This window comes from Thalassobacillus hwangdonensis (assembly GCF_042675915.1).
Classification (GTDB): domain Bacteria; phylum Bacillota; class Bacilli; order Bacillales; family Halobacillaceae; genus Thalassobacillus_A; species Thalassobacillus_A hwangdonensis.
The window spans coordinates 266,167-287,619 of the sequence record NZ_JBHTKL010000006.1; the positions used below are offsets into that span (position 1 = coordinate 266,167).

The 21,453-nt window shown below is 42.3% G+C and carries 24 protein-coding genes; 7 read left to right on the plus strand and 17 right to left on the minus strand.

The genetic code is table 11. The annotated features are described in order from the left end of the window. Nucleotides 1–6: 6 nt before the first annotated feature. Together ACFQ2J_RS16955 and ACFQ2J_RS16960 are read right to left on the minus strand one after the other, a co-directional pair. Nucleotides 7–237, minus strand: a complete 231-nt coding sequence (locus ACFQ2J_RS16955; protein ID WP_386063344.1) for an excisionase family DNA-binding protein — start codon at nt 235–237, stop codon at nt 7–9. 64 nt (nt 238–301) lie between these two features. Next, nucleotides 302–1,210, minus strand: coding sequence for a CBASS cGAMP-activated phospholipase (locus ACFQ2J_RS16960; RefSeq protein WP_386063347.1), 909 nt, complete (start codon nt 1,208–1,210; stop codon nt 302–304). 325 nt (nt 1,211–1,535) lie between these two features. Here ACFQ2J_RS16960 and ACFQ2J_RS16965 point away from each other — a divergent pair, with 325 nt between their 5' ends. Next, nucleotides 1,536–2,114: a stage II sporulation protein P gene (locus tag ACFQ2J_RS16965; RefSeq protein WP_386063350.1), complete on the plus strand. Its 579-nt coding sequence runs from the start codon at nt 1,536–1,538 to the stop codon at nt 2,112–2,114. An 88-nt stretch (nt 2,115–2,202) separates the two neighbouring features. Here the strand turns inward: ACFQ2J_RS16965 and ACFQ2J_RS16970 are convergent, their stop codons facing one another. The 6 genes from ACFQ2J_RS16970 to ACFQ2J_RS16995 form a co-directional block, all read right to left on the minus strand. Continuing rightward, complete coding sequence (locus ACFQ2J_RS16970) at nt 2,203–4,140, minus strand: insertion element protein (protein WP_386063353.1); 1,938 nt, start codon at nt 4,138–4,140, stop codon at nt 2,203–2,205. Next, entirely contained in the window at nt 4,128–4,373 is a 246-nt protein-coding gene (locus ACFQ2J_RS16975; protein WP_386063356.1) for a hypothetical protein, read from the minus strand. Before ACFQ2J_RS16975 ends, ACFQ2J_RS16970 begins: the two co-directional genes overlap by 13 nt. A 241-nt stretch (nt 4,374–4,614) precedes the next feature. Continuing rightward, a complete protein-coding gene (locus tag ACFQ2J_RS16980; RefSeq protein WP_386063359.1) occupies nt 4,615–5,334 on the minus strand; it encodes a hypothetical protein in 720 nt (239 codons plus the stop codon). Next, the gene (locus ACFQ2J_RS16985) at nt 5,334–6,080 is read right to left on the minus strand and encodes a hypothetical protein (protein ID WP_386063362.1); all 747 of its coding nucleotides are present in this window, start codon (nt 6,078–6,080) and stop codon (nt 5,334–5,336) included. Before ACFQ2J_RS16985 ends, ACFQ2J_RS16980 begins: the two co-directional genes overlap by 1 nt. Then, nucleotides 6,061–6,963, minus strand: coding sequence for an ATP-binding cassette domain-containing protein (locus ACFQ2J_RS16990; RefSeq protein WP_386063364.1), 903 nt, complete (start codon nt 6,961–6,963; stop codon nt 6,061–6,063). Before ACFQ2J_RS16990 ends, ACFQ2J_RS16985 begins: the two co-directional genes overlap by 20 nt. Next, nucleotides 6,960–7,346: a GntR family transcriptional regulator gene (locus tag ACFQ2J_RS16995; protein ID WP_386063368.1), complete on the minus strand. Its 387-nt coding sequence runs from the start codon at nt 7,344–7,346 to the stop codon at nt 6,960–6,962. Before ACFQ2J_RS16995 ends, ACFQ2J_RS16990 begins: the two co-directional genes overlap by 4 nt. Before the next feature lie 234 nt (nt 7,347–7,580). Here ACFQ2J_RS16995 and ACFQ2J_RS17000 point away from each other — a divergent pair, with 234 nt between their 5' ends. The 5 genes from ACFQ2J_RS17000 to ACFQ2J_RS17020 all read left to right on the plus strand — a co-directional run bounded on the left by ACFQ2J_RS17000 (nt 7,581) and on the right by ACFQ2J_RS17020 (nt 12,170). Further along, nucleotides 7,581–9,065 (plus strand): flavin monoamine oxidase family protein, encoded by a 1,485-nt coding sequence (locus ACFQ2J_RS17000; RefSeq protein WP_386063371.1) that lies wholly within the window; start codon nt 7,581–7,583, stop codon nt 9,063–9,065. 200 nt (nt 9,066–9,265) lie between these two features. After that, nucleotides 9,266–10,756, plus strand: coding sequence for a potassium/proton antiporter (locus ACFQ2J_RS17005; RefSeq protein WP_386063374.1), 1,491 nt, complete (start codon nt 9,266–9,268; stop codon nt 10,754–10,756). A 232-nt stretch (nt 10,757–10,988) separates the two neighbouring features. After that, nucleotides 10,989–11,318: a YnfA family protein gene (locus ACFQ2J_RS17010; RefSeq protein WP_386063377.1), complete on the plus strand. Its 330-nt coding sequence runs from the start codon at nt 10,989–10,991 to the stop codon at nt 11,316–11,318. Nucleotides 11,319–11,376: 58 nt separating this feature from the next. Beyond that, entirely contained in the window at nt 11,377–11,721 is a 345-nt protein-coding gene (locus tag ACFQ2J_RS17015; RefSeq protein WP_386063380.1) for a MerR family transcriptional regulator, read from the plus strand. After that, nucleotides 11,718–12,170 carry an SRPBCC family protein gene (locus ACFQ2J_RS17020; RefSeq protein WP_386063382.1) on the plus strand — a complete coding sequence of 151 codons (453 nt, stop codon included), beginning with the start codon at nt 11,718–11,720 and terminating at the stop codon, nt 12,168–12,170. The genes ACFQ2J_RS17015 and ACFQ2J_RS17020 overlap by 4 nt, the downstream gene beginning before the upstream one ends. A gap of 30 nt (nt 12,171–12,200) precedes the next feature. Here ACFQ2J_RS17020 and ACFQ2J_RS17025 read toward each other — a convergent pair whose 3' ends face one another. From ACFQ2J_RS17025 to ACFQ2J_RS17045, 5 genes are all read right to left on the minus strand, one after another. Beyond that, the gene (locus ACFQ2J_RS17025) at nt 12,201–12,662 is read right to left on the minus strand and encodes a GNAT family N-acetyltransferase (protein WP_386063385.1); all 462 of its coding nucleotides are present in this window, start codon (nt 12,660–12,662) and stop codon (nt 12,201–12,203) included. After that, entirely contained in the window at nt 12,663–13,361 is a 699-nt protein-coding gene (locus tag ACFQ2J_RS17030; protein WP_386063388.1) for a YetF domain-containing protein, read from the minus strand. A gap of 91 nt (nt 13,362–13,452) precedes the next feature. Further along, the gene (locus ACFQ2J_RS17035) at nt 13,453–14,523 is read right to left on the minus strand and encodes a Ger(x)C family spore germination protein (protein ID WP_386063391.1); all 1,071 of its coding nucleotides are present in this window, start codon (nt 14,521–14,523) and stop codon (nt 13,453–13,455) included. Next, nucleotides 14,513–15,619 (minus strand): GerAB/ArcD/ProY family transporter, encoded by a 1,107-nt coding sequence (locus ACFQ2J_RS17040; protein WP_386063394.1) that lies wholly within the window; start codon nt 15,617–15,619, stop codon nt 14,513–14,515. The genes ACFQ2J_RS17035 and ACFQ2J_RS17040 overlap by 11 nt, the downstream gene beginning before the upstream one ends. Beyond that, entirely contained in the window at nt 15,612–17,093 is a 1,482-nt protein-coding gene (locus ACFQ2J_RS17045) for a spore germination protein (protein ID WP_386063396.1), read from the minus strand. Before ACFQ2J_RS17045 ends, ACFQ2J_RS17040 begins: the two co-directional genes overlap by 8 nt. A gap of 123 nt (nt 17,094–17,216) precedes the next feature. Between ACFQ2J_RS17045 and ACFQ2J_RS17050 the strand changes: the two genes are divergently transcribed. Continuing rightward, nucleotides 17,217–17,384 (plus strand): hypothetical protein, encoded by a 168-nt coding sequence (locus ACFQ2J_RS17050; RefSeq protein ID WP_386063399.1) that lies wholly within the window; start codon nt 17,217–17,219, stop codon nt 17,382–17,384. 22 nt (nt 17,385–17,406) lie between these two features. Here the strand turns inward: ACFQ2J_RS17050 and ACFQ2J_RS17055 are convergent, their stop codons facing one another. The 4 genes from ACFQ2J_RS17055 to ACFQ2J_RS17070 form a co-directional block, all read right to left on the minus strand. After that, nucleotides 17,407–17,754: an ArsR/SmtB family transcription factor gene (locus ACFQ2J_RS17055; RefSeq protein ID WP_386063401.1), complete on the minus strand. Its 348-nt coding sequence runs from the start codon at nt 17,752–17,754 to the stop codon at nt 17,407–17,409. Between the two features lie 67 nt (nt 17,755–17,821). Continuing rightward, entirely contained in the window at nt 17,822–18,661 is an 840-nt protein-coding gene (locus ACFQ2J_RS17060) for a hypothetical protein (RefSeq protein WP_386063404.1), read from the minus strand. Between the two features lie 154 nt (nt 18,662–18,815). Continuing rightward, entirely contained in the window at nt 18,816–20,219 is a 1,404-nt protein-coding gene (locus ACFQ2J_RS17065; RefSeq protein WP_386063407.1) for a vWA domain-containing protein, read from the minus strand. 216 nt (nt 20,220–20,435) lie between these two features. Continuing rightward, on the minus strand, nt 20,436–21,416 hold the full coding sequence (locus ACFQ2J_RS17070) for a nuclease-related domain-containing protein (RefSeq protein ID WP_386063410.1): 981 nt from the start codon (nt 21,414–21,416) through the stop codon (nt 20,436–20,438). Nucleotides 21,417–21,453 lie beyond the last annotated feature (37 nt).

Genomic DNA, 21,453 nt, shown 5'->3' on the forward strand with positions numbered 1-21,453 from the left:
TTCCATCTAATCTTCATCCTTAACATCCGGGTCGGGCGGAATCGGTTCGTTCAAATATTCCTGAATCATGATGCGGTACTTTTCCACCTGATCGAAATAACTCTTGAACTGGTCTTTATTGATCAGCGTTTCATTTCCATCGTCAATCGTGCGGATTTTATTTTCCATGACGAGCTTTTCTAAATAATACTCCGGCACATCCAGGTATGCTGCTGTCTCTTTGATGGTCAGGTACATCGTTCTCACCTTCTTCTACGAATCTTTACGCTTATTCTAACACGTCCGGATCGGAGGTGGTGAACTACTGTAAAAAAGTGAGGATATCCTGTTTATTCTGTTCGTACACTTTCTTCCCAAGCTCAATGAGCACCTCCGTAGAAGTTACATCATCAAATGGCACTTCTTTCCCCAATTCTTCATTGATCCGTAAATAGTGATCCTTGAGCAGCAGCTGGCAGTGATACGACACCGATTCCGATGAGAGGTTGAGCGCCAGATCAAGCAGCTTCGGCGTCACCTTCATCGTCGGCAATTGGAACGGCAGCCAATGCCTGAGTCCCCAGTACTTTTCTTTTTTAACGGAAAAATCGATGTTCTGTTTCCCTGTACCTAACGATAGGATGTGGATGTCCTCCAGAGCAGTATTGAATTGATGGACACCTTCTGTGATGCAGACGAGCGAAGGATTGTTCGCCCAAAGCCCGCCATCTGTCGAGAGAAAGTGATTGTTCACATTATTGGGAGGAAAATAGATCGGCGCAGAACACGAGGACAGCACCGCATCCCATAACGCAATCGAAAGGTCGTCATTCTCCTCATTCGTAAAATTCGACCTGTGGATGTACGGCCTGCCGTGAGTAATATCGACAGCAGGAATGAGCAACGGCTTTTCGATTTCAGCCAACGTAAGCTTTCCGAAAGCCTTCTGCAGCAGTTCACGAAGACTTTCATCACTATAAACACTTTTAAACAAGCCAACTTTCGCCTGCTTCTTGAAGATACTCTCGCCAAAGGCAGTATAGTTTTCCAGCAGCTCCCCCATGTCGGTTTTCAACGCTACCGAAGCCGCAATGATTGAACCTGTACTCGTACCTGCGATGACGTCGAACACCTCTCCGACAGGCTTTCCGTATTCCGCTTCGATTGCTTGCAGGATGGTGATCGGCATCACCCCGCGGATGCCCCCTCCATCGATGCACAACATCTTCATTTCCCATCACCTGACCGCATCTTTTTCAACAGTCTGCCCGGAAGGACGTGGAGCTAATCAAAAAGCCAGCCCGGGTAAAACTAAAGGGTTCCGTTTTGAGGTGCTTTTTTAGAAAAGGCAAAAAGAATGACAGGCTTTTTGACATAATTTTTGACGCAATATACTCAGAAACAATATAAGAAAAAAGACTCGTCGTTTGTGACGAGTCTTTTTGAGTTATAAAGCAAAGCAATCTATTATTCTCAATATTAATATATTCAGATACTTGTACTATTTGGTAGTGGACATACATATACTTTATTAAGTCTATTGTAAGGAGGTAAATATGAAATATACTTATTTAATTGTGATGTGTTGTAGTTTAATTATTGTATTAGCAGGTTGTGAATACAGTGGTGCCAAAACTGAAAAATCTTCATCTACTAAAACTATTACTATTCTAGATGATAGTAATGATGCAGATGATTCCCAATCTTCAATTGAAATCAGCAAATATCTACAGGGTGAATTAGAAAGAAGAGGTATTGCAGTAGATCTTACTGATAATGCAGATGTTATTAATATTGGTGAAAAGTTAATCTTCCGAATAGATGAAGACAAAGTTGCTCCTAAGGAAACCATAACTTCTCAATACGAAGATGGTAATTATGCAAGGATATTGTTTGAAGTTCCTAATTCAAATATAAAGGAATTTAGCTTAATAAAGTCACTATCTGCAAATTTAGAAAAGGATTACCCGGGAATTTCAAGAGGTATCCAAATAAATAAAGATATTGGGAAAGAACAAAGCCAAAATACTTTATCCATTTATATTGGGGGAGAAGAAAGTACAGTAGAAGAGAAGATGAATACTATAAATATATTAGTTGATAAAATAGCAAATGTTTTACCAGTTAAACCGTAGTATTAACTATTCAATGCAAAGGTTACCCATTATTGCTAACAAGCACCTATTAGAAGGTGCTTGTTTTGCGTAGGTAGAGTGTGTGAAATTATCTGAAGTATATGATGTCTTTCCAATCAAAGACTTTTTTCGTAATGCCAATTCTTTGTGCGGGAGTGGCTGATTTTCCATTACCCTTAAATGGCATACAAAAGTTGTAGTATGTTCTTAGAATTGTAATTACGTATTGGGCATATTTCGGATTAAAGTTGGCGTATATATAGCTTTTTCCATCGCCTCTTGAAGTTACTAGTGGTCTTTCTAAAATGGATATTCTTCTACGAATTTGATTGATAAAAGCATCGGTCGATTTATTGTTTGCTTTTTGTATCAATCTTGCTAGTTCAATTGGTTCTAAGGAGCTAACATCCGTTGTACAATCAACCGTTGCGTAACCGCTGTCCCTGAATGGTAATGGGTGTCTGATGGGGTTTGAAAATGGCTTACGTACTGATTTTCCATTTTTAATAACATCGGTATGGAATTTGTGTGTCTCAAGCTCTTCCGCTAGCATCATTCGTGCTAATTGAAAAAGATTCATACCTTCAATGTTTGAATGAAACGCCCAGTCTGTTATCACATCTCTTGCCTCATTGTAGTCTAAAGAGGCATCTCTCAATGTTTTGCTCTTATCTATTTTGTAAGTAAAATGATGTGCATCACCTATTTTGACCTCTTTAGAAAACACTCTCATTATTGCGGATATAATAGAAGAGTCCTGATCAGAACAAAATCTCCATTCATCTGCTTTCAATAAATGTTTTAGGTGCCATAAGTGAGCTATCGTAGTGTAGGTTGAATTAATGTGCAATCCATCTATATACTTTGCCCTTCTATCAAACTCTTCTTTTTCTTTTCTGTAGCCACTCTCTGTTTGGCTATCCGAGTCCGTTGGGGGTTGAGGTGCATAAGGTAATCGTAAATGACCATACCTCTGCGCGAACGTATGTAGATGATCATCCTTATACTCCATAGTTTGTTCCTTGATTTGTTCTAATGTAATATCCCAATCATAAGCTACATCAGATCTGAAAACATATCTCGATAAAATATCGCTACTGATAACAACGTGAGTAGGGAACTGTTTCTCCTCTTGTTCCATAAGATATTTGGACCCAGCATTCTTCTTCCGTATATTGTTAAGAAAATAAACCATCTTATCGGTGTTAATCCACAATTCGTTAAACTCAACTTCCTTCAGCTTTGACTCATATCTTTCTTGGAACTCTAGGCACCTCTTATACAACCACTCTAGTTTTGTGTAATAGGTTTGGGAACCAATACCTAAAATTTCTGTTACTCTCTTCACTGGAGTTTTGTTAGTTACCAGAGTTGCAAATAGAGGAAGGATATCATTCCTTTGCTGGTGATAGGTTGTATTTTCTCTGGAAGTGGGAAGAACATTTGTGATTTTTTTACAGCTTTTGCATTGATACTTTTGGGAATTACTACTGCTTTTCCCGCACTTCCTAAACGCTGTTTTATCCATAAAAGGTGTGAGGTTATGTGTATCACATTCCTCTTTATGAAAATTATATTCAGGATCAATTGGTTGAACAGCATTAACATTTGTAAGCCTTTTAATTTCTTCTGCAATTGCCCAGTTTGAAACTACCCTATTTGTACATCCCCAGATGACTCCTGTGGACGATATCTTAGGATTGGGGTTACATACAAGTTTAGAATCATTTTTGGAACTGGACAATTTATATCTTTTTGGTTTCCCTTTTACGTCATATTGCTTTTGATGTAACCCGAAATTACTGCAATAGGAGTTGATGCAGCAATTCATCTGAATATCAAACCTTTCACCTTTATATGTAATGGTTACAGGTTGGAATAAGGCTCTTCTATACCGAGTTGCGAATTTTTTGTCTGATAATATGGGATAGTGCTTTTTTCTATCTGATATCTCAGACTGCGTATAAGGGACTACCACATCTACCAAAGCGTCGTTTTCATTCGCTAACCTTTTTAATTTTGACATATATCTTCACCGTTCAATCCCAACTGTTCAATGATCCGTTTGTTTCTCCTCTTCGTTTGAACCCAATTCAGAAAACTCTCATCTTCCAAAATATTTTTCAAGAACATATCTACCACTTCATCTTCCGAATACCCAGTATATTCTGCATAATGCTTAACTATTGATTTGGTTTGATCAGAAATACGCCAATCTGTTTTTTGTTTGAGTCTTTCTTTTGGTTCAATAAATTGCATAATGACCTCCTAAATGACAGTGTAATTGTCAAAGTTTATGGCATTGGAAATTCATTGTACAATAAGTATTGTCACCATCGGAAAAAATATTCAAATTTAGGTCATTTTGTATTAAAAACTTATATAACCCCTGTCATAACAAGAAAATGACGTGTGCCAATTCACACGTCATTTTTAATGTCATTTTATGAAAAGCACCTCAAAACGGAACCCTTTAGGGTAAAACGGACTGGCTTTTTGGTTAATTTCCTATGACGTGGTCTGCACCATCGACTTTCTTATTCGCTGGCACTTTCATGTATAGGAGACCTCTGCCGACCATTCCACCGATAAAGGATTCTCCTACCATTCCTGAAATGTAATCCTCTCTGAACTGATTGACGGGGTATTCATGATTGATCGTAACCGCTTGAAAATCAGATTTAGCTCCCTTTTGTATATTAATGTGATTGTCACTGCTAGATAGCTTAGGCATCAATGCTTCATGGTCCACCTTGATGTTTTTGATATAAGCCTGAGGTTGATAGTAAGAAACCTCAATCTTATCACTCGCTCCATTAATATGCTCAGCGATTACTAAAAGACCGTGTGTATCATAGTGGTTGACAAGTATGACATCCGATTTAATCGTAAATTCCCAGCTTTTTCGTTTAAATGATTCATCGATTTCTTCTATATTTCCAGCCAGCGCCTTATTTGTCATTTCGACGTCCAGACGTTCGGCCGCTTCCATTTCCTTGTCACTGACCGTCTTTGCTTCCATTGCACCCTCCATCGGAATCAACAAGTAAATGGCTGCTCCGACGACCAGTAAAATAGCGTAACCTGCAAATACTTTCCAAATCCTTTTTCCGTACCAGAAGTTACGTGCACGCTTGTTGTTCGGCTTTATGAAACGTGAAAAGACGACGATAATGATGATGAACACAATCAAGTTAATGATTAACGGTAAGAAACCCATCAGTGCCTCACCTCCATTTTATTCATGATCAGTGTCGAAGCACCGAAACATAGGATGATCGTTAGTACTATTTTCACAAGAAAAAAGATAAACGAGGTTTCCCTGAAATACATCGCGAAAAGCTGCTCAAACAGTGGTTGCTGATCCATCATTTGATCAGAAAGGAACACCGTCCCGAAAATAAGGATAGGAATCCCTGCGATGAATGCTCTGTTGATTTGGACCAGCGACCCAATCAGATAGCCTAAAGAGGCAGCTAGAATGAAATACAAAATGGTTGCAAGTAATCCGTACAGGTAGGTAACTGTTGCGATTTCTTCAGACACCATATAACTTTCGGCAACAAAGGAGATGACGATGACTTTCAACCCTAAGCTGGCAAGAAAAGTAGTCACTCCCCCTATGACGCAGGCAAATCCAAGAAAAAGCATATTGGAAAGATTGCTTGTAAACCGATTCGTAACAAAAGCAAAATCTTCATACCGATAGGACTTGGTCGTCAGCAAAACTGCACTCATGAATGCCCAGATCATCATGAAGCCATGAATCAGATTTCCAGAATAAGAATCGATGGAATAATTGATATATCCACTGGACCCACTATAACCACTGAGACCGCCCATAGAAAATAGTGCAGCGAGCACCTGGATGGCAATCATTGCGGTGAATGAACCGGAATGCGCTCTTATTTTATATTTGGTCAATGTTTTTATGATTTGCCATTGATTAATTTCGGTTGAAAACATCGTCGATTCCCCCTTTCGTTTTACTGGTCAGATAGGTACATAGATCATCCGGTGTTACGGATGTCAGCTTGATCCCTTTAATCATCGCGTTCTCATGATCCTGATGATTGAGATTATTTTTGATGACAACATAAGCGTGGGCATCTGTAATTGTTTTCGTTGCAATCACTTCTCTATTTGCTGTCCATTCGTTTACCTTTGCTGTCGGACCGCTTACTGCGATTGCATACTCTTTCATCTCATCGACTGACAGGTGCAGCAGTTCTTTCCCCTCATTGATGACGAGAATATCCTCCAATATTTCTTCCAGCTCATTCAATAGGTGGCTTGAGAGAATGATTGTCCTTGGATGGGAAAGGTAGTCTTTGAGTAGCGCGCGGTAGAAATCCTTCCGTACCGAAGAATCCATCCCAGTCGTCGGCTCATCAAAAATTGTCAGCGGACAACGTGCAGCAATCCCGACAATCGCATTGAACGTACTTCGCATCCCTTTTGACAAGGCATTGTGGAACTGATTCGGTCCAAAGCCGAAGTAGTCGAACAGCCGAAAGGCAAGCTCCTTATCCCAATTCGGATAAAACGTACCTGCAGCATTCAACACCTCATCCAGAGTCAGATAAGAGGAAAAATCCATTTCGTCATCGATGTAAATCATGTTCGTCGCAACCTTCAAATTATTGAAAGGCGTTTCTTCGAACACACGAAGCGTGCCGGAAGTCGGTCGGAAGAATCCTGCTATCGTTTTCAACAAGGTCGTCTTCCCTGCACCGTTCCGCCCGATCAGACCAGTGATTTTTTCCTCTTGAAGGGTGAACGTCATTCCATCCAGTGCGGATTTTCTCTTATACTTTTTTGTAAGATCGATCGCTTCCACTACCTTCATTTCCCTTCCCCCTTCAGCTTCTCTTTCGCTTTGTTGATCATTTCGAATAATTCTTTTTCCGTTACGTTCAAGTATTCTGCTTCCTTCACGAGCTCCAGCACAAGCGTGCTTAGCGTATCACTCTTCCTCGTCGTGCGGATGATCTGCTCCGCTTCGGCTGTTACAAACATGCCAAGCCCCCGTTTCTTATATAAGACTCCTTCATCTGCCAACAGATTCAGCCCCTTGGCGGCGGTCGCCGGATTGATATCGAACATATCCGCAAGCTGGTACTGGGAGTAGATTTTCCCGTCTGTCTTGATGGATCCATCGAGAATCTGCGTCTCCAGCCATTCAGCAATTTGGATATAGATCGGCTTTGTACTGTCCGAATTTAGTATCAAAAGTTATGTCCCTCCATTCGGTGACACCTAGTGCATTACTGTTGTAATGTACTATATTCCATATCTATGAAAATTGCAACAAAATCTTTCCAATTTTAAATGAAAATGGACAAATCCCTTTCTTTTGTAATGTATCTTTCGGCTCTGCCATCTGATCCCAACTATCCATTCATTTCCATTAAGTTACTATCAAGCTGGTCATGAACATATAAATGTGAGGAGGGGGAGATGGGCTTGTCGATACGAAATCACGCAGTTTACCGTAACCAGCACAACGAACCCAGCTATCCGGATGGAATGCTGGCGATTGCACAGAATGGTTTATCAAAAACAAAGGACCCAAAGAAAATTATCATTATCGGTGCCGGCATGGCTGGTCTCGTTTCGGGTTCATTATTGAAAGATGCGGGACATGAAGTACTGATATTGGAAGGGAACAACCGGGTTGGTGGACGCGTGTACACGGTGAGGGATGCTTTTTCCAAAGGAAAATACCTCGATTGTGGTGCGATGAGGATTCCGGAAGATCATTACCTCGCATTTGAATATATCCGCAAGTTCAACCTTCCATTCAACCGGTTCATCAATTCTTCAAAGGATGACATCATTCTGGTGAATGGCGTGGAAACGACCAGGGGCGAGTATGAAGCAAATCCGGATATCCTGAACTATCCTGTCGCTCCCCATGAAAAAGGAAAAACCGCTGCTGAGCTTCTTAAAGGTGCTTTGAAACCTTTTCTGGACTTATACGAGGCGAGTAATCAAAAAGAAAAAGAGAAGTTGATCAAAAAATTCGACCGCTATTCGATGGATAACTTTCTGCTGTATAATCCGCTTGGCCCTTCGCTCTCCCCTTCCGCCGTTCGAATGGTGAAAGTAATGCTTGGGTTCGAAGGTTTCGCTGAACTGTCCTTTACAAATACACTGTTTGATATCGTGCTTACCGTGTTTGATGAAGACTTGAAATTCTATGAGATCACCGGCGGGAATGATAAGCTGCCGAAAAGCTTCCTCGATCAGCTCGAGGATGACATTCTCTATAACGAAAAAGTTAGCCGAATAGTTCATGAAGAAGATAAAGTGACAGTGCTTACGAGGAATATGGAGACAGGATTGTATGATACTTATGAAGCCGATTACGTGATCAGCGCGATTCCGTTCACTGTTTTGCAGTTCATTGAAGTCTATCCTTACGATACATTTTCTTTTGAAAAATGGAGGGCGATCCGGGAACTCCACTATGTTTCTTCTGTAAAAGTAGGAATTGAATTCAAGACCTCTTTCTGGGAAAAGTACGGCTTGAAAGGTGCCAATGCGCTGACTGACTTCGCCTCCCAATTCTCCTATTCACCATCTGCAAATGGCGAGTCAGGGATTGTGCTTGCCAGTTATACGTGGGGCGATAACGCAAAGCTCTGGAATTCGCTGCCTGAACAGGAAAGGATCTTTGAAGCATTGCAGGACCTTGCCAAGATTCATGGTACGCAGGTTTATGATGAATTTTTGACGGGGGCATCGTTCAGCTGGAGTCAGAACCAGTTTTCTGCCGGATGCTTTACGTTATTCCTTCCGAATCAGGCAGCATCCTTCCCTGACATCGTGAAGCGCCCGGAAGGAAGAATCCACTTTGCAGGAGAGCATGCATCCGACTTCCACGGCTGGATCGAAGGCGCCCTCCAGTCCGGCATCCGCGCCGCCCACGAAATCCACACACTTTAGCAGAGTGAGGGACAGTCCCCCGCCACTTCACCGCGGTGAAGCAGTCGGGGACTGTCCCTCAGTGCGTTAAACCGAGTCTGTTCCTTTGATTTAACTGTCACTTTTAGGGTAATCTTACATTATGACACATCGTTCTATCCCTCTGGCATTTCCTACTTTCACACAACAACCATCTATATAAAGGAGCTATTTATAAACTTATGTTTTTTGACGCATTCGGCACAGATGCCTTCTTACTTCTTACTGCATTCCTTCTTTTCAGCGGTGTTCTGGTGGCTAAATTCTCCAGTCGCTGGGGCATTCCATCCTTGATTCTGTTTATCGTCGTCGGCATGATCGCCGGTAGTGACGGACTCGGTCTTATCTATTTCGATGATGCGAAGACAGCTCAGATCATCGGTGTATTTGCGCTGGTCATCATCCTATTTGAGGGTGGTCTACATACAAAATGGGCAACGGTCCGTTCGGTTGCAGGTCCCTCCCTTTCATTAGCCACCCTTGGCGTAATCATCACTTCAACAATTATTGGCTTATCTGCCTACTGGCTGTTTGAATTGTCCTTACTACAGGGCATGCTGCTCGGCGCCATCGTCGGTTCAACTGATGCCGCGGCCGTATTTGCAGCGCTCAAAGAAAGAAACATCAAGGCGAAGATGGGGGCGACGCTCGAAGCAGAATCCGGAACGAACGACCCGATGGCTGTCTTCCTGACGTTATCGTTCATCGAACTGACCCTGATGCCTGACCAATCGATCTGGATGCTGCTTCCAACGTTCTTCCTGCAAATGGGGGCAGGGATTGTGCTGGGAGTTATCTTCGGTAAAGTTGCATCGTTCTCCATCAATCGGATCCGACTCGACTCAAGCGCACTATATCCGATTTTTTCAGTGGCATTTGCATTGATTACGTATAGTGTGACAGCGTTTATCGGGGGCAGCGGTTTTCTTGCCGTTTATGTCGCCGCCCTAGTGATTGGTAACAGTGAACTGACCTACCGCTATTCCATTTTCCAGTTCAATGAAGGATTTGCCTGGATGGCTCAGATACTGATGTTCATCATCCTTGGTCTGCTCGTATTTCCCGGTCAACTATTTTCAACAACAATCGTATGGGACGGGCTGTTCTTATCATTGTTATTGATTCTTGTCGCACGCCCTGTTGCCGTTTTTCTTTCGTTAATCAAGATGAACTATACGATTCGCGAGAAGATATTCATCTCATGGGCAGGTTTACGTGGAGCAGTTCCGATCGTACTTGCGACCTTCCCGATTGTCGACGGTGTGGAAAATAGCCAATTCATGTTCAACATCGTCTTTTTCATCGTCCTGACATCAGCACTCGTCCAAGGTTCGACCATCTCGCTGGTCGCGAAAAAACTCCACCTTGTCGGACCGAAGAAAGACGTACCTCATCATTCGATTGAGCTTATTTCAATGGGTAAAGCTGCAGCGGAGATGATCCAGTACCAGACGAATAGCGAATCGGCCATCGTCGGGATGAAACTGAGGGATATCTCCTTCCCGGCAAGAGCAAATATCAGCGCCATCGTCCGAAACAATGAAGTCATCACGCCATATGGCGAGACAGAAATCAAAACAGGCGACTTCCTCTACATTCTTGTCGAAGAAAAATATAAGGAACAATTGAAAAAAGTACTCGAGCAGAAGATCGAACGTCCAGCTGCCGAGTGAATCATGGTCGCTCCCCCTTTTTAGGTGGGGGCGGCTTTTTTGTGATGGTTTGAGATGGGAGGTGACCGACTTTCTGTGATTTTGACCGAATAGAGGGGATTTTTGACCGACTTTCTGAAATTATGACCGATTCCATAGAATTTTGACCGATTCGACCGAAATCAGGAAATTCTGCTCAACCAACTAATCTTAGTTATACTAGAAAATAGATACTAACGGAGGTGCCCCTCAAATGCTGCATGCTATCTACCTGTTCGTACTGGCAGGTTTAGCCGAAATTGGCGGCGGATATTTGATCTGGCTCTGGCTTCGTGAAGGAAAACCGTTCTATTGGGGACTTGGCGGCGGACTGGCACTCGCTTTTTACGGGGTAATCGCCACCTTCCAGGCGTTCCCTTCATTCGGCAGGGTTTACGCTGCATACGGAGGCGTCTTCATTGTGCTTTCCGTCCTGTGGGGATGGGGAGTCGACCGGAAGACACCAGACATGTACGACTGGCTTGGAGCCGGAATTTGTATCATCGGCGTCGCTGTCATGCTGTTCGCCCCCCGCACTACATAACTCACGCTTGACTCTGTGGTGTACCCCACAGTTTAAGATAGGAAGTGGGAGGAAAATGATGTACAAAATTGGTGAGTTTGTCGAGTTGACCGGCCTGACGAAAGAGACATTGCGTTACTATGAAGAAGTGAACCTGCTAGAGCCAGCCTATATCGATCCAGATAACAACTATCGTTATTACGATGATGGCAGCTACTTTCTGGCATTATTACTGATCAAGCTCCGCGAATTTGGCTTCACGATTCAGGAAATGATCACAGTCATGGAAGACGAATCGTTCGAGCACTTGGAAGAACTGGTATTGGAAAAACGAAAGAATATCCAGATGCAGATTCGAAAGCTGCAACAGACAACGCAGGAAATCGATGAATTCATTGCATCTGGAAAGGAGGACACACAATGATTGAATGGAAAGAAGAAAAAGTGATCGACGCACCTATCGAAGAGGTTTGGGACCTTTTCAAAGATAAAAACATCCAGCGCATCATGCCTAAAGTAGAAGAACATACCATCATTGAAAAAACAGAAACCGAAGTCGGAGCCAAGCATACCCAGACCTACCGTGAAGGAAAGCGGACCGAAACTTACATCGTGGATACCCTTGCATATATCGATACGACGGAAAGAAAGCTGAAAACAATCAGCTTCATCCTTGCAAGAGCTTTCGAAATGAAGCTTACCTTCGAGCTCGTGAAAGAAGGAGAAGCACAAACGCGTCTGATTTACGCTGGTCATAATAAAGGCATCAACTTTGTCGGCAAAGCGATGCTGAAGCTCGGCAACAAAAAAGGCGCAAACGATGTCATTCAGGATTTTTTGAATCGTGTCGACCAGGAAGCTACAAAAAAATAAACGTTCGGAGTGCCTCCACTCCGAACGATTTTACACTTCCTTATGTACGAATACTTTATTTTGCAAGAATCCCCTCTTCTCGTAAAACGCTGCAGCATCAACATTTTCTGCCCAGTAATCCAGTTCCACCCGGGTGAGCCCACGTTCTTCAGCAAGCGTTTCAATTTTATCCATCAGCTTCGTTCCGTAACCGCCATTCCGATATGCCTGATTAATGGAAATCTGATGGACATACAACGCCTTGTACCCATATTTGAATGGATTTTCAGGATACTCCTTGACCTCCAGCCAGGCATAGCCGATTGCTTCCCCTGCTTCCTCCGCTAATAAAAACAGATAATTCTCTTTATGTATGATTCCTTTGAAAAAATCCTTGAATGCCTCATAGTCATGAGGTTTTACCAGCTCCGGATTCAAGCCCACATGAATATCGTGCACGTGTTTGTTCAATCTTGCCAGTAGTTCGTAATCGTCCGAAATCTTGATTTGCATCTATTTTCCCCCTTCATCTCTTCGATCGATATGCAACGCACCATCCTTCAGAACCTCTGCATAAAACACGTCGGCGACCTTCGCTATACCAGCGCTTCGCAATTGCTGCAGCAGCCATTCCTCATCTAAATTAAGTTCCTTCATATTTTTCCTGACGAGGCTTCCATCTGAAATAACGGTTGTCGGGATAGGAATTGGAGAACTTGCGCTTATTTGGATCGACAAATCCTTTTTCGTCACTTGCTGGTGAAGATCCTTCTTCATCAACGAGAGCTGTCCGTCTGTTTCAAACACAGCATAGTCCACTTCAGCTACAGAAAAAGCCCCCTTCTTCCGCAATAAGCTGAGAAGTTCATCCATGGTCAACCTCGTCTTTCTCAGTGAACGCTCCATCACCTTCCCATGCTTGACCACCATGATGGGCTGCCCATTCATCCAAGAACTTGCTGTTTTTGACTTCATCTCGAACCAGCCGGCACCAAGTGTGAATACTGCCCAAGCCAGTAATACAATCATACCATTACGCAGACTGACAGTGTCGCTCATAACAGAATCAGCAGCCAAGGATCCAATTGCCACCGCAGATACAAAATTGAAGAAGGTCATTTGACTGATCTCTTTTCGCCCCATAAGTCGAGTCAATACTAACAGTACGATAAACGTCAATGCTAAACGAGCTAATAGTTCGGTTACACCCATTGATCATAACCTCCTCAAAAGTATGCTTCTGCTATTATCGTGCCATTTATGAAGGGGGAATCCAGATGAAGGATACCGCACACATGCCTCTTCATCCAGTTATCCCTATTCCAAGAATACTTACCTCAACATTTACTTTTACCGGAACATCCGGGTACATCTGTTTCCACCTATTCATGTCTACCTTTCTTCTCCGGTTATTCAGCACTTCTCCTAAACCAAGAGGGTCAATTCGCAATTCCTGAAAGTCCTTGATTAGCTTTTCTCCTTCATATTTAAAGTGATCTTCAAAAGCCTCTTCCATCTCTGTTGTTGTTTCCTGGCGATTGGTTTGGTCGAGGGTGGATGTTTCACTGATCATTCCTTTAATCTTAATGTTTAGTGTGTACATGGGGTTGTCATTTGACCCTGCTAACTCATATTTCACATTCGAAATCAGCTCATCCATTACAATCTCTCGACCTTGAAAGTCAATTCCTCTAACTCCTTTATCAATCCTTTCACTTAACATTTTATAAATGAAAGTTTGATCGACAGTTAATGAGGATATCATTTTCCCTTCCCTCAACAAAGCAAACCCAGAAATGATTGCTTCTTTTCCGTCCATACGAAAAATAGGGAGAACAGGGTCTTTTCCTTTAGCATAATGAGCATACAAGAAAATTTGAAGGTTGGACTTTGGCAAGTATTGTTGAGTGTTTTGTTTTATCATTCCTAAAAGGTACTGCCCGGTCGATTCCGTTTCACTATATTGCCCTTGCATTAATTCAGACGTACTTCCGTCTACAATAGCTACATGAACATCTCTTCCTATTTTCGGTTCACGAGCAATAAAGTCCAGCGAATCCGTCAGCCCTTTTTCCGCAAGCGCTTTGTTATAAAAGACCATCGTAAGCTTGCCTATACGTAAAGGCTTTGAAGACTTAGATTCGATTTGTCGATGGATTTCTTCAATAGTGCCTTCCGTGGCACTCAAATATTTCTCATTTACAAGCTTGGTTTCTTCAGAGCCGAATTGCCGTATCGCTATCGTTCCTCTTATCTCATCTTCCTCTGCAGGATCATAACCAACAAGTTCAACAAGCGCTACATCCTCCAAGCTTTCATTAGGAATACATCCAGCCAATGCAATAAATAGGACGAAGAGCAGTTTAGCTTTCATTTCTCTTATCCACCCTCTCCCTAATGATTACAAGAAGGAACAGCACCGGTATATATAGTAAAAAATATAACCCTGCCTCACTTGTGAAATTATTTAAGGTATCGACAGCCTTTCTTCCTTCAATCAAAATGCTTGCACCAAATAGCAACAACAAAAATACCCATATGACATGCCGTTGCTTCACTCGGAACATACGCTTCGGAATCCTGCTGGCTCCCCATAGCGCTAGACAGACATTAGGCATAACTACCACCACCCATGCGGCAATACCGACGAACTCAAATCGTTGGATGAATGTGAAGTCAACAATTTTCCATAGGGTGACAGTTGGCCATATGACATGATCCAGTTGCTCTTCGCTGTAATAGATAAAAGTTACCAATGCCGTACTCAGGTAGATCATTGTCGTATAGAACACCCCGAAGTGGGCCCATTTTATGGATGCTTGCTTGTTTTTTATAAAGGGATAAAAAACTAGCAGCAACTCAATCCCTAGAAAGCTGAGCGTGGTTGCTTTTGTTGAAGCGAGCAATTCCATAATGGAGTGATCGATGATCGGATATACATTATCTACCTTTCCAGCTTTGATCGGAAAGTACTTGAACAGAAGCAGCGGTAGTCCTAAAAGCAGGCTCATCAATGCCATTCCTGTAATGACTCTTACTCCTCCTATGACGATATAATACATAAGACCAAGAAACACGATGGAAAAAAGCCAAATTTGCAACTGAGGAAAAACCCAAACTTGAATCACTTCTATGAAAGTACGGAACACAGTCAGACAAAGGAGCAGAAAATAAATCGCTACAACCAAATTAAACAAAGAGCCAATATACTTCCCGAATACGTACTGATGCACAGTAACGATATCCCCATCGGTGTTTTTAAGAATTCGATAGATCATCCATAAGAGAAGATGGATGACTACTCCTCCCACCAAGATGGAGATCCATGCATCGTAGCCAGCATCCTTCGCGATATAACGTTCAAAGCCAAGGATTCCTACCCCAACCTGCATAGTATGAATCAATAAGAATACATACACAGGGGTAATCAATAGGTTTGCCGGGATATTCAATGCACCTGGTTTATTCATCCACATCCCTCTTTTCTTTGGCCCGTATCCGATTGAAACGCCCAGGGTCCGGTGAGCGTGTTAAAATTGGGCGTTTTGATTGCACGAAGAATGGAAGTCGAATGAAAGCATCCTTCAGTTCTCTGAACCGTAACGGATAAATTGGTGCAAAAAAAGGACGACCCAATGACTTCAACTTAATAAGGTGCACAATATAAAACACCATCACCAAAGATAAACCGACAAGTCCCCATACTTGAGCACCAATTAAAAATGGAAAGCGGATCAATCTTATCGTATTACCAATCTGATAAATAGGAGTAGTGAATGAAGCCAGTGCACCTAACGCAACGATGATTAGCAGGACATTACTTGTAAGACCAGCATCCACAGCCGCTGTCCCTATCACAATTCCACCCACGATACCGATGGTTTGACCAACTTTGGTTGGAAGGCGTGCGCCCGCTTCCCTCAGTAGCTCAATGGTCAATTCTAGGATAATCACTTCAAGTATTGGGGGGAATGGGATATCCGCCCGAGAGGAAACGATAGTTGCCAGTAAATCCTGGGGGATCATTTCTGGATGGTACGTAAGGATGGCAACATATAATGATGAACCTAATACGGAAAACATCACCGCAAACAAACGGATCAGACGAAACATCGAGCTTAAGTGCCATGGAAGAAAATAGTCATCAGAGGCAGAGAAAAACTCTACAATCGTAGTAGGTGCAGACAATGCATGCGGAGCCCCATCTACAATAATGACAACTTTTCCTTCCACCAGCGAACCCGTCACCCTGTCCGGTCTTTCCGTATCCAATAATTGCGGAAAAGGGGAATGGGAATTATCGGAAATCATTTGTGTAATATAGGAACTGTCATTGATTTGATCAAATTCAATATCTGTAATCCGCTGTATCGCCGTATTCACATTTTCCGGATTGGCAATTCCCTCAATATAAAGGATAGCGACTCTAGTTTTTGTAATCTTCCCCACCGGATATTCTTTGACTGTCAACTGAGAAAGCGGGAGCCTTTTCCGAACAAGGTTGATGTTGGTATCGAGTGATTCTACAAATGCTTCCTTAGGACCGACGACGCTGAATTCCACTTCCGGAACACTTACTTTTCTCGTCTCCGTTGAAGTTGCAGGAATCATCAAGGCTTCCCCTGGGTTACCTTTCATCTGGAAAATGACATACCCTTGCATGAATTTATCTCTAATTTCCTCAAATTGATTTGTAATCGTAATATTTTCTACAGGAATCATTTCTTTCATTTCATTAAGAGTAGATAGATGATGACCTTTTACTGCGGGCAGCACCGATTGATTTAGGATCTTCAAGTCGATCATCGTTTCGAAGTAGGAGAGGGTACAAGGTGTCTTTCCATTCAATGCATACGACTTAAAATCATTCGATTCCCTGTTCTGTTCTAGGAGTTTATCAATTGACGTTATTTTCGCATCATTCTCACGGTGCTTCCTTTTCATATCGCATGCCCCTTAGAACTTAGTAGAACTAGTCCATTTCTAGTTATTATTTAATACTCTGCAACTTGCAACATTTTATTCTGGATGGACATAGTAAGAAAAAGACCAGAATGGAGGAAGTCGATGATATTTGCTTATGTAGCTCCCTTAGTACTATTGGCTGCTTTCTTCCTGGCTGTCTATTTTCTAATGAATACGTTAGCAGCAGTCCTGCTCTATACATTCATCATAATTGTGCTATTCATTCCATTTTTCTTGCTATACAAAGAAGAAGATCCAGATAGTAAATGAAACAATAAAAGACGCCGGCCCATCAGCAGCATGGGTCAGCGTCTTCTTTTTTACCAGCAGGACGAAATATACAGCATAGTTCCTCAGATAGAAGGTGGTTCATCGTTTCTTCTTTGATCGTGTAATAACTCCACGTCCCTTTTTCTTCCCGCTCGATTAAATCAGCTTCAAGCAGGATTTTCAAATGATAGCTCAGCTTCGACTGCGTCATCCCGATCATCGGCTGCAGATCGCATACACAGGAGGATCCATGTGTACATAACAGGTGGAGAATCTCTAAACGCTTTTCATCGGCCAGCGCTTTGAACTTCTTTTTATAATCCAAGAACTGCTGTTGTCTATTTGTATCAAGTACAGGGATTTCTTTCACTGGAATCACCTTTTCATCAATTTTATTTGATTATATCACAGTTGATGAGCAGGTGCTCTTTCCAAAATTACGCTTCCGATGTGAGGTTTTGGCTGGAAATGGTGAATTGATACGCGTGGGTATTCTTCCATTTCATATAAAATAAGAACATGACGACCTTCCCAAGCAAACTGCATGACGTATATCTCCTTGCATCATACCCTTCTACTGTGCCGAATTCCAGCTTGAAACGATTGACGTTCTGACCGCCTTTGTCATCCGGATTTAGCACCTTCCCACCAAAGTTATACCAGGCACACCCCAAAGATTTAAAAAGCCTCATATCTTCCCAATGCAAATACCGATTGGCACGCCCAATCATGTTCCGGTCCAGGTTTTCTTCGTTCGCATATCTTCTGCTAGCAGAGTAAATCAAATACGCCTGGTGCTGATCCGTCTGATACACGTGATAACAAAGCACACGACTTTCCTGATCTGTTACATACGTCATCACAAGCGACCCTTGGTCACGAATCGCTTTCAGCTTCCCTTCATCACATCCACGTAAGTCTCGCTCTTTAGCAAAAGGATTATAAAATGCAGTAAACGCCTCAATCTGATTATCACTAGGTGCGGTCAAATTAACCAGATTCAGCTCATCACGATTTCTGGCGCGATTGATTTTGTATTTCGTATTCTTTTTGATGTTCTGGTAGATTTCCTCCTCTTCGTTGGTTAAATCAATCAGGTAGTTCGGAATGACGATGCAAATCCCTTTCTTTTTAGTGACAAATTTGTGCTTATCAATTGGTGATAACAACAATTCCATATCCATCAGAAGATCGGTTCTTCCCTTATTCGGAGCAACCCCGCTCCCCATCCGCTCTGTGATTTTTACAGCATTACGGTAATAACTGTACGTTAGCACAAGCATCCTCCTCATTGTTCTTTTTAAAGAACTATTAACGAAAAATTTTTTGTCAAAAGTTCCGACGTTTATACTATCCAGTTTAGTTCTTTATTAAGAACATTTCAAGTGAAAGATTGCACCTGCAATCATCAAGATCACAGGTGCATGAAGTTTACTTCTTTTTCTCGTAGTATTCTGTCCACTTATCATTCCCGGTGTGATAAAAATACTGCCACATATCTACACCATTATGATACGCTTCCTGCCAGTTGTCTGTCTTATTATCATAACCATAACCCCAAGTCATTTTCGAACGGTCATAAAAATGACTCCATACATCGCCGGCCTGTTCCATTTCATGCTCTTCCTCAAGGTAGGTGATTGCGTCTTCAGCATGTTTCCATTCCAAATCCGATTTGTCCATGATCGAGTTACCGGTCTCCCCCGCTTTCTCCATCAGCTGATCGGATATTTCATCGGCTTTTTCCATACCTTCCTGCTGCCACTCTTCCCAGGCATCCTGCAAGCGATCATACTCCTCGTTCCAGTATTCATCCAGTTCGTGCTTGGAACTTGCGTAGGTAAATGTGCCACCGCCCGCTGATGCAACTTCCTGCAACTGCTGCTGTGCCTCATTATCCACCTGGAAACCGATGATGTTGATGATTGGCTGAATCTCGGCTTCACTAAGCTTTTTCGCTGCAGCTACTGGATTGCCGTCACACGTTTCGATTCCATCACTGACAACATAAGTAACAGCACTGGAGGCATTTTCCGGAATGTCTGCCTGCGATTCTTCTATCGCACGGGCAATCGGTGTCCAGCCCGCTGGATTGATAGAACTTAATGCATCTGAAATCTTTGATTGATCAATTTTTCCGCTATACAACATTTCGGTGGATGCACAGGATTTCTCCTTATCGGCGTCCGATCCTGTGCCTTCATGACCATAAACACGTAAAGAGACAGTCCCATTCTCAGGCAGCTGTCCAATGAATTGATCAATCGCCTGTTTCGCAACTTCCATTCTCGTCGATCCGTCCGCCGTTTCCCCCATACTACCACTCGCATCCAGTAAAATAGCGAAATGAGTGCCTGAAGTTGCCTGTGGGCCTTCGACTTCTTCGTCCACTCCGGTTTTATCCACATTCACGGTCGGATCGAACTTGATGAACGTTTCCACCTCTTCATGGTAATCCTCCCGCACGAGGTGAAGGATCGCTCTTTTTATTGTTTCTTCATCTACATCTTTGGGTAGTTCATCCAGCTTCGCTTCTACTGCAGCCTTATCGTAATTGGTGCCGCTGAATTCTCCTTCTTTTTTTATCATTTCCTGTTCTTCTTCTGTCAGATCTCGGTTGATGTCAGTGAGCTCGTAGGATTCAAATTCATCCTCCCACCATGCATCCGCTGGCTGGGTTGTTTGCTCTTGAGATTCTTGCTCCTTTGCTTCCTGTTCTTCTGTCTGCTCTGCTGCAACCGGATCCGCTGCTTCTTCCGTTGGTTCTTCTTCCGAACTGCACCCGGCAACCGCCAGCGCGAGTGCTCCAGCTAGCAATATCTTTTTCCAATTCATAACGATTTCCTCCCCTGACTAAGACAACTCTGCATATCATACCATTTTTATACAATTTGATATCTGCCTATATATTCTCATTTTTCGGGGATGTGAAACCTTTATCGAGACTTTTCTAATCAAAACTTCTGCATTACTGATTAAAATGGATGATTTACTAATCGAAAGTTTAGAAATACTAATTAAGAGTTGCATTTTCTAATCATATTCTCAGATTTATCTATCAAATGCATCTAGTACATAGCGTGTAGCTTTGCCTCGCCCACAGACTGGAATATTAAACTTCTTACAAATCCTTTTTGTAACTTGAGAACTGCTTAAATTTAAGAAATCCTGTATTTGGGCTAGAGGGACCTTGTTTTCATAAAATAGATGCATGTCTTTAAGAGTTTGTTCACACACTTCATCTTTGAAGATCTCCTCGCAAAACTCACATGTCCATCTCCCATGTAGGCGTATTAACGGTGGTCGATCACATGATGGGCAAATAATTCCAGGGATGAGATCATCACTGGTAATTCCGAGATTCTTCAACACCTCAGTTCCTCGTATTGGGTGATGTTCTCGCAAAATTTCTTCTTGCAATTTTTTCAGGGTTTTTATATCAAGATATTCTTTCGTATATGTGTGATTTGTATCTTGGAGTGCGAAGTAGAGTTTCTTTTGGTGCATAACTTGCGCGGAAAGTGTAGGGGTTGAGAACTTTAACTGGGTTCGAGGGTTACTGATTACTACAAAGTGAACAATCGGTAAGTCATGGATACCATATCTATACAACCACCAGTTCAACTGCTCTTTATGCATTCTGACTTGCAGAAGGGGACACGAAAAAGTTTCAGTGATGCCATCTTTTTCTCTTAAAAGTTGATGATGATCCACATCAAAATAGAGCTTTCCAGCAATGTTTTTCACTTCTATGATAGCCGCAAATGAACTCGTAAGTATTAGAAAATCTAGTTGAAAGAAGTTTTTGCCATCATATAAACGAAGGTCGTGAAAAATACGGAAGGACTCCTTTTCATAGTGTGATAGGCTATAAGCTAACGACGCTTCTCCAAAGAATCCAGCCAACTTCATCCCACATCGATCTAGTATTGTTTGGTTTTCAGGATACTCTGCACTAAGCCGTTTTTTAACCTGTTGATATACCGCAATTTCTTCTGACATCTTTATAGGTTTTATGTAAATAAGCAACACTCCCTTTGCCTCCTTTACTTTCTATCTCTTCCTTGAA

Bases quoted from the DNA above. Each gene is read 5' to 3' on its own strand.
- ACFQ2J_RS16955 (WP_386063344.1), bottom strand. From the start codon at position 237: ATGTACCTGACCATCAAAGAGACAGCAGCATACCTGGATGTGCCGGAG.
- ACFQ2J_RS16960 (WP_386063347.1), bottom strand. From the start codon at position 1,210: ATGAAGATGTTGTGCATCGATGGAGGGGGCATCCGCGGGGTGATGCCG.
- ACFQ2J_RS16965 (WP_386063350.1), top strand. From the start codon at position 1,536: ATGAAATATACTTATTTAATTGTGATGTGTTGTAGTTTAATTATTGTA.
- ACFQ2J_RS16970 (WP_386063353.1), bottom strand. From the start codon at position 4,140: ATGTCAAAATTAAAAAGGTTAGCGAATGAAAACGACGCTTTGGTAGAT.
- ACFQ2J_RS16975 (WP_386063356.1), bottom strand. From the start codon at position 4,373: ATGCAATTTATTGAACCAAAAGAAAGACTCAAACAAAAAACAGATTGG.
- ACFQ2J_RS16980 (WP_386063359.1), bottom strand. From the start codon at position 5,334: ATGGGTTTCTTACCGTTAATCATTAACTTGATTGTGTTCATCATCATT.
- ACFQ2J_RS16985 (WP_386063362.1), bottom strand. From the start codon at position 6,080: ATGTTTTCAACCGAAATTAATCAATGGCAAATCATAAAAACATTGACC.
- ACFQ2J_RS16990 (WP_386063364.1), bottom strand. From the start codon at position 6,963: ATGAAGGTAGTGGAAGCGATCGATCTTACAAAAAAGTATAAGAGAAAA.
- ACFQ2J_RS17005 (WP_386063374.1), top strand. From the start codon at position 9,266: ATGTTTTTTGACGCATTCGGCACAGATGCCTTCTTACTTCTTACTGCA.
- ACFQ2J_RS17010 (WP_386063377.1), top strand. From the start codon at position 10,989: ATGCTGCATGCTATCTACCTGTTCGTACTGGCAGGTTTAGCCGAAATT.
- ACFQ2J_RS17015 (WP_386063380.1), top strand. From the start codon at position 11,377: ATGTACAAAATTGGTGAGTTTGTCGAGTTGACCGGCCTGACGAAAGAG.
- ACFQ2J_RS17020 (WP_386063382.1), top strand. From the start codon at position 11,718: ATGATTGAATGGAAAGAAGAAAAAGTGATCGACGCACCTATCGAAGAG.
- ACFQ2J_RS17025 (WP_386063385.1), bottom strand. From the start codon at position 12,662: ATGCAAATCAAGATTTCGGACGATTACGAACTACTGGCAAGATTGAAC.
- ACFQ2J_RS17030 (WP_386063388.1), bottom strand. From the start codon at position 13,361: ATGGGTGTAACCGAACTATTAGCTCGTTTAGCATTGACGTTTATCGTA.
- ACFQ2J_RS17035 (WP_386063391.1), bottom strand. From the start codon at position 14,523: ATGAAAGCTAAACTGCTCTTCGTCCTATTTATTGCATTGGCTGGATGT.
- ACFQ2J_RS17040 (WP_386063394.1), bottom strand. From the start codon at position 15,619: ATGAATAAACCAGGTGCATTGAATATCCCGGCAAACCTATTGATTACC.
- ACFQ2J_RS17045 (WP_386063396.1), bottom strand. From the start codon at position 17,093: ATGAAAAGGAAGCACCGTGAGAATGATGCGAAAATAACGTCAATTGAT.
- ACFQ2J_RS17050 (WP_386063399.1), top strand. From the start codon at position 17,217: ATGATATTTGCTTATGTAGCTCCCTTAGTACTATTGGCTGCTTTCTTC.
- ACFQ2J_RS17065 (WP_386063407.1), bottom strand. From the start codon at position 20,219: ATGAATTGGAAAAAGATATTGCTAGCTGGAGCACTCGCGCTGGCGGTT.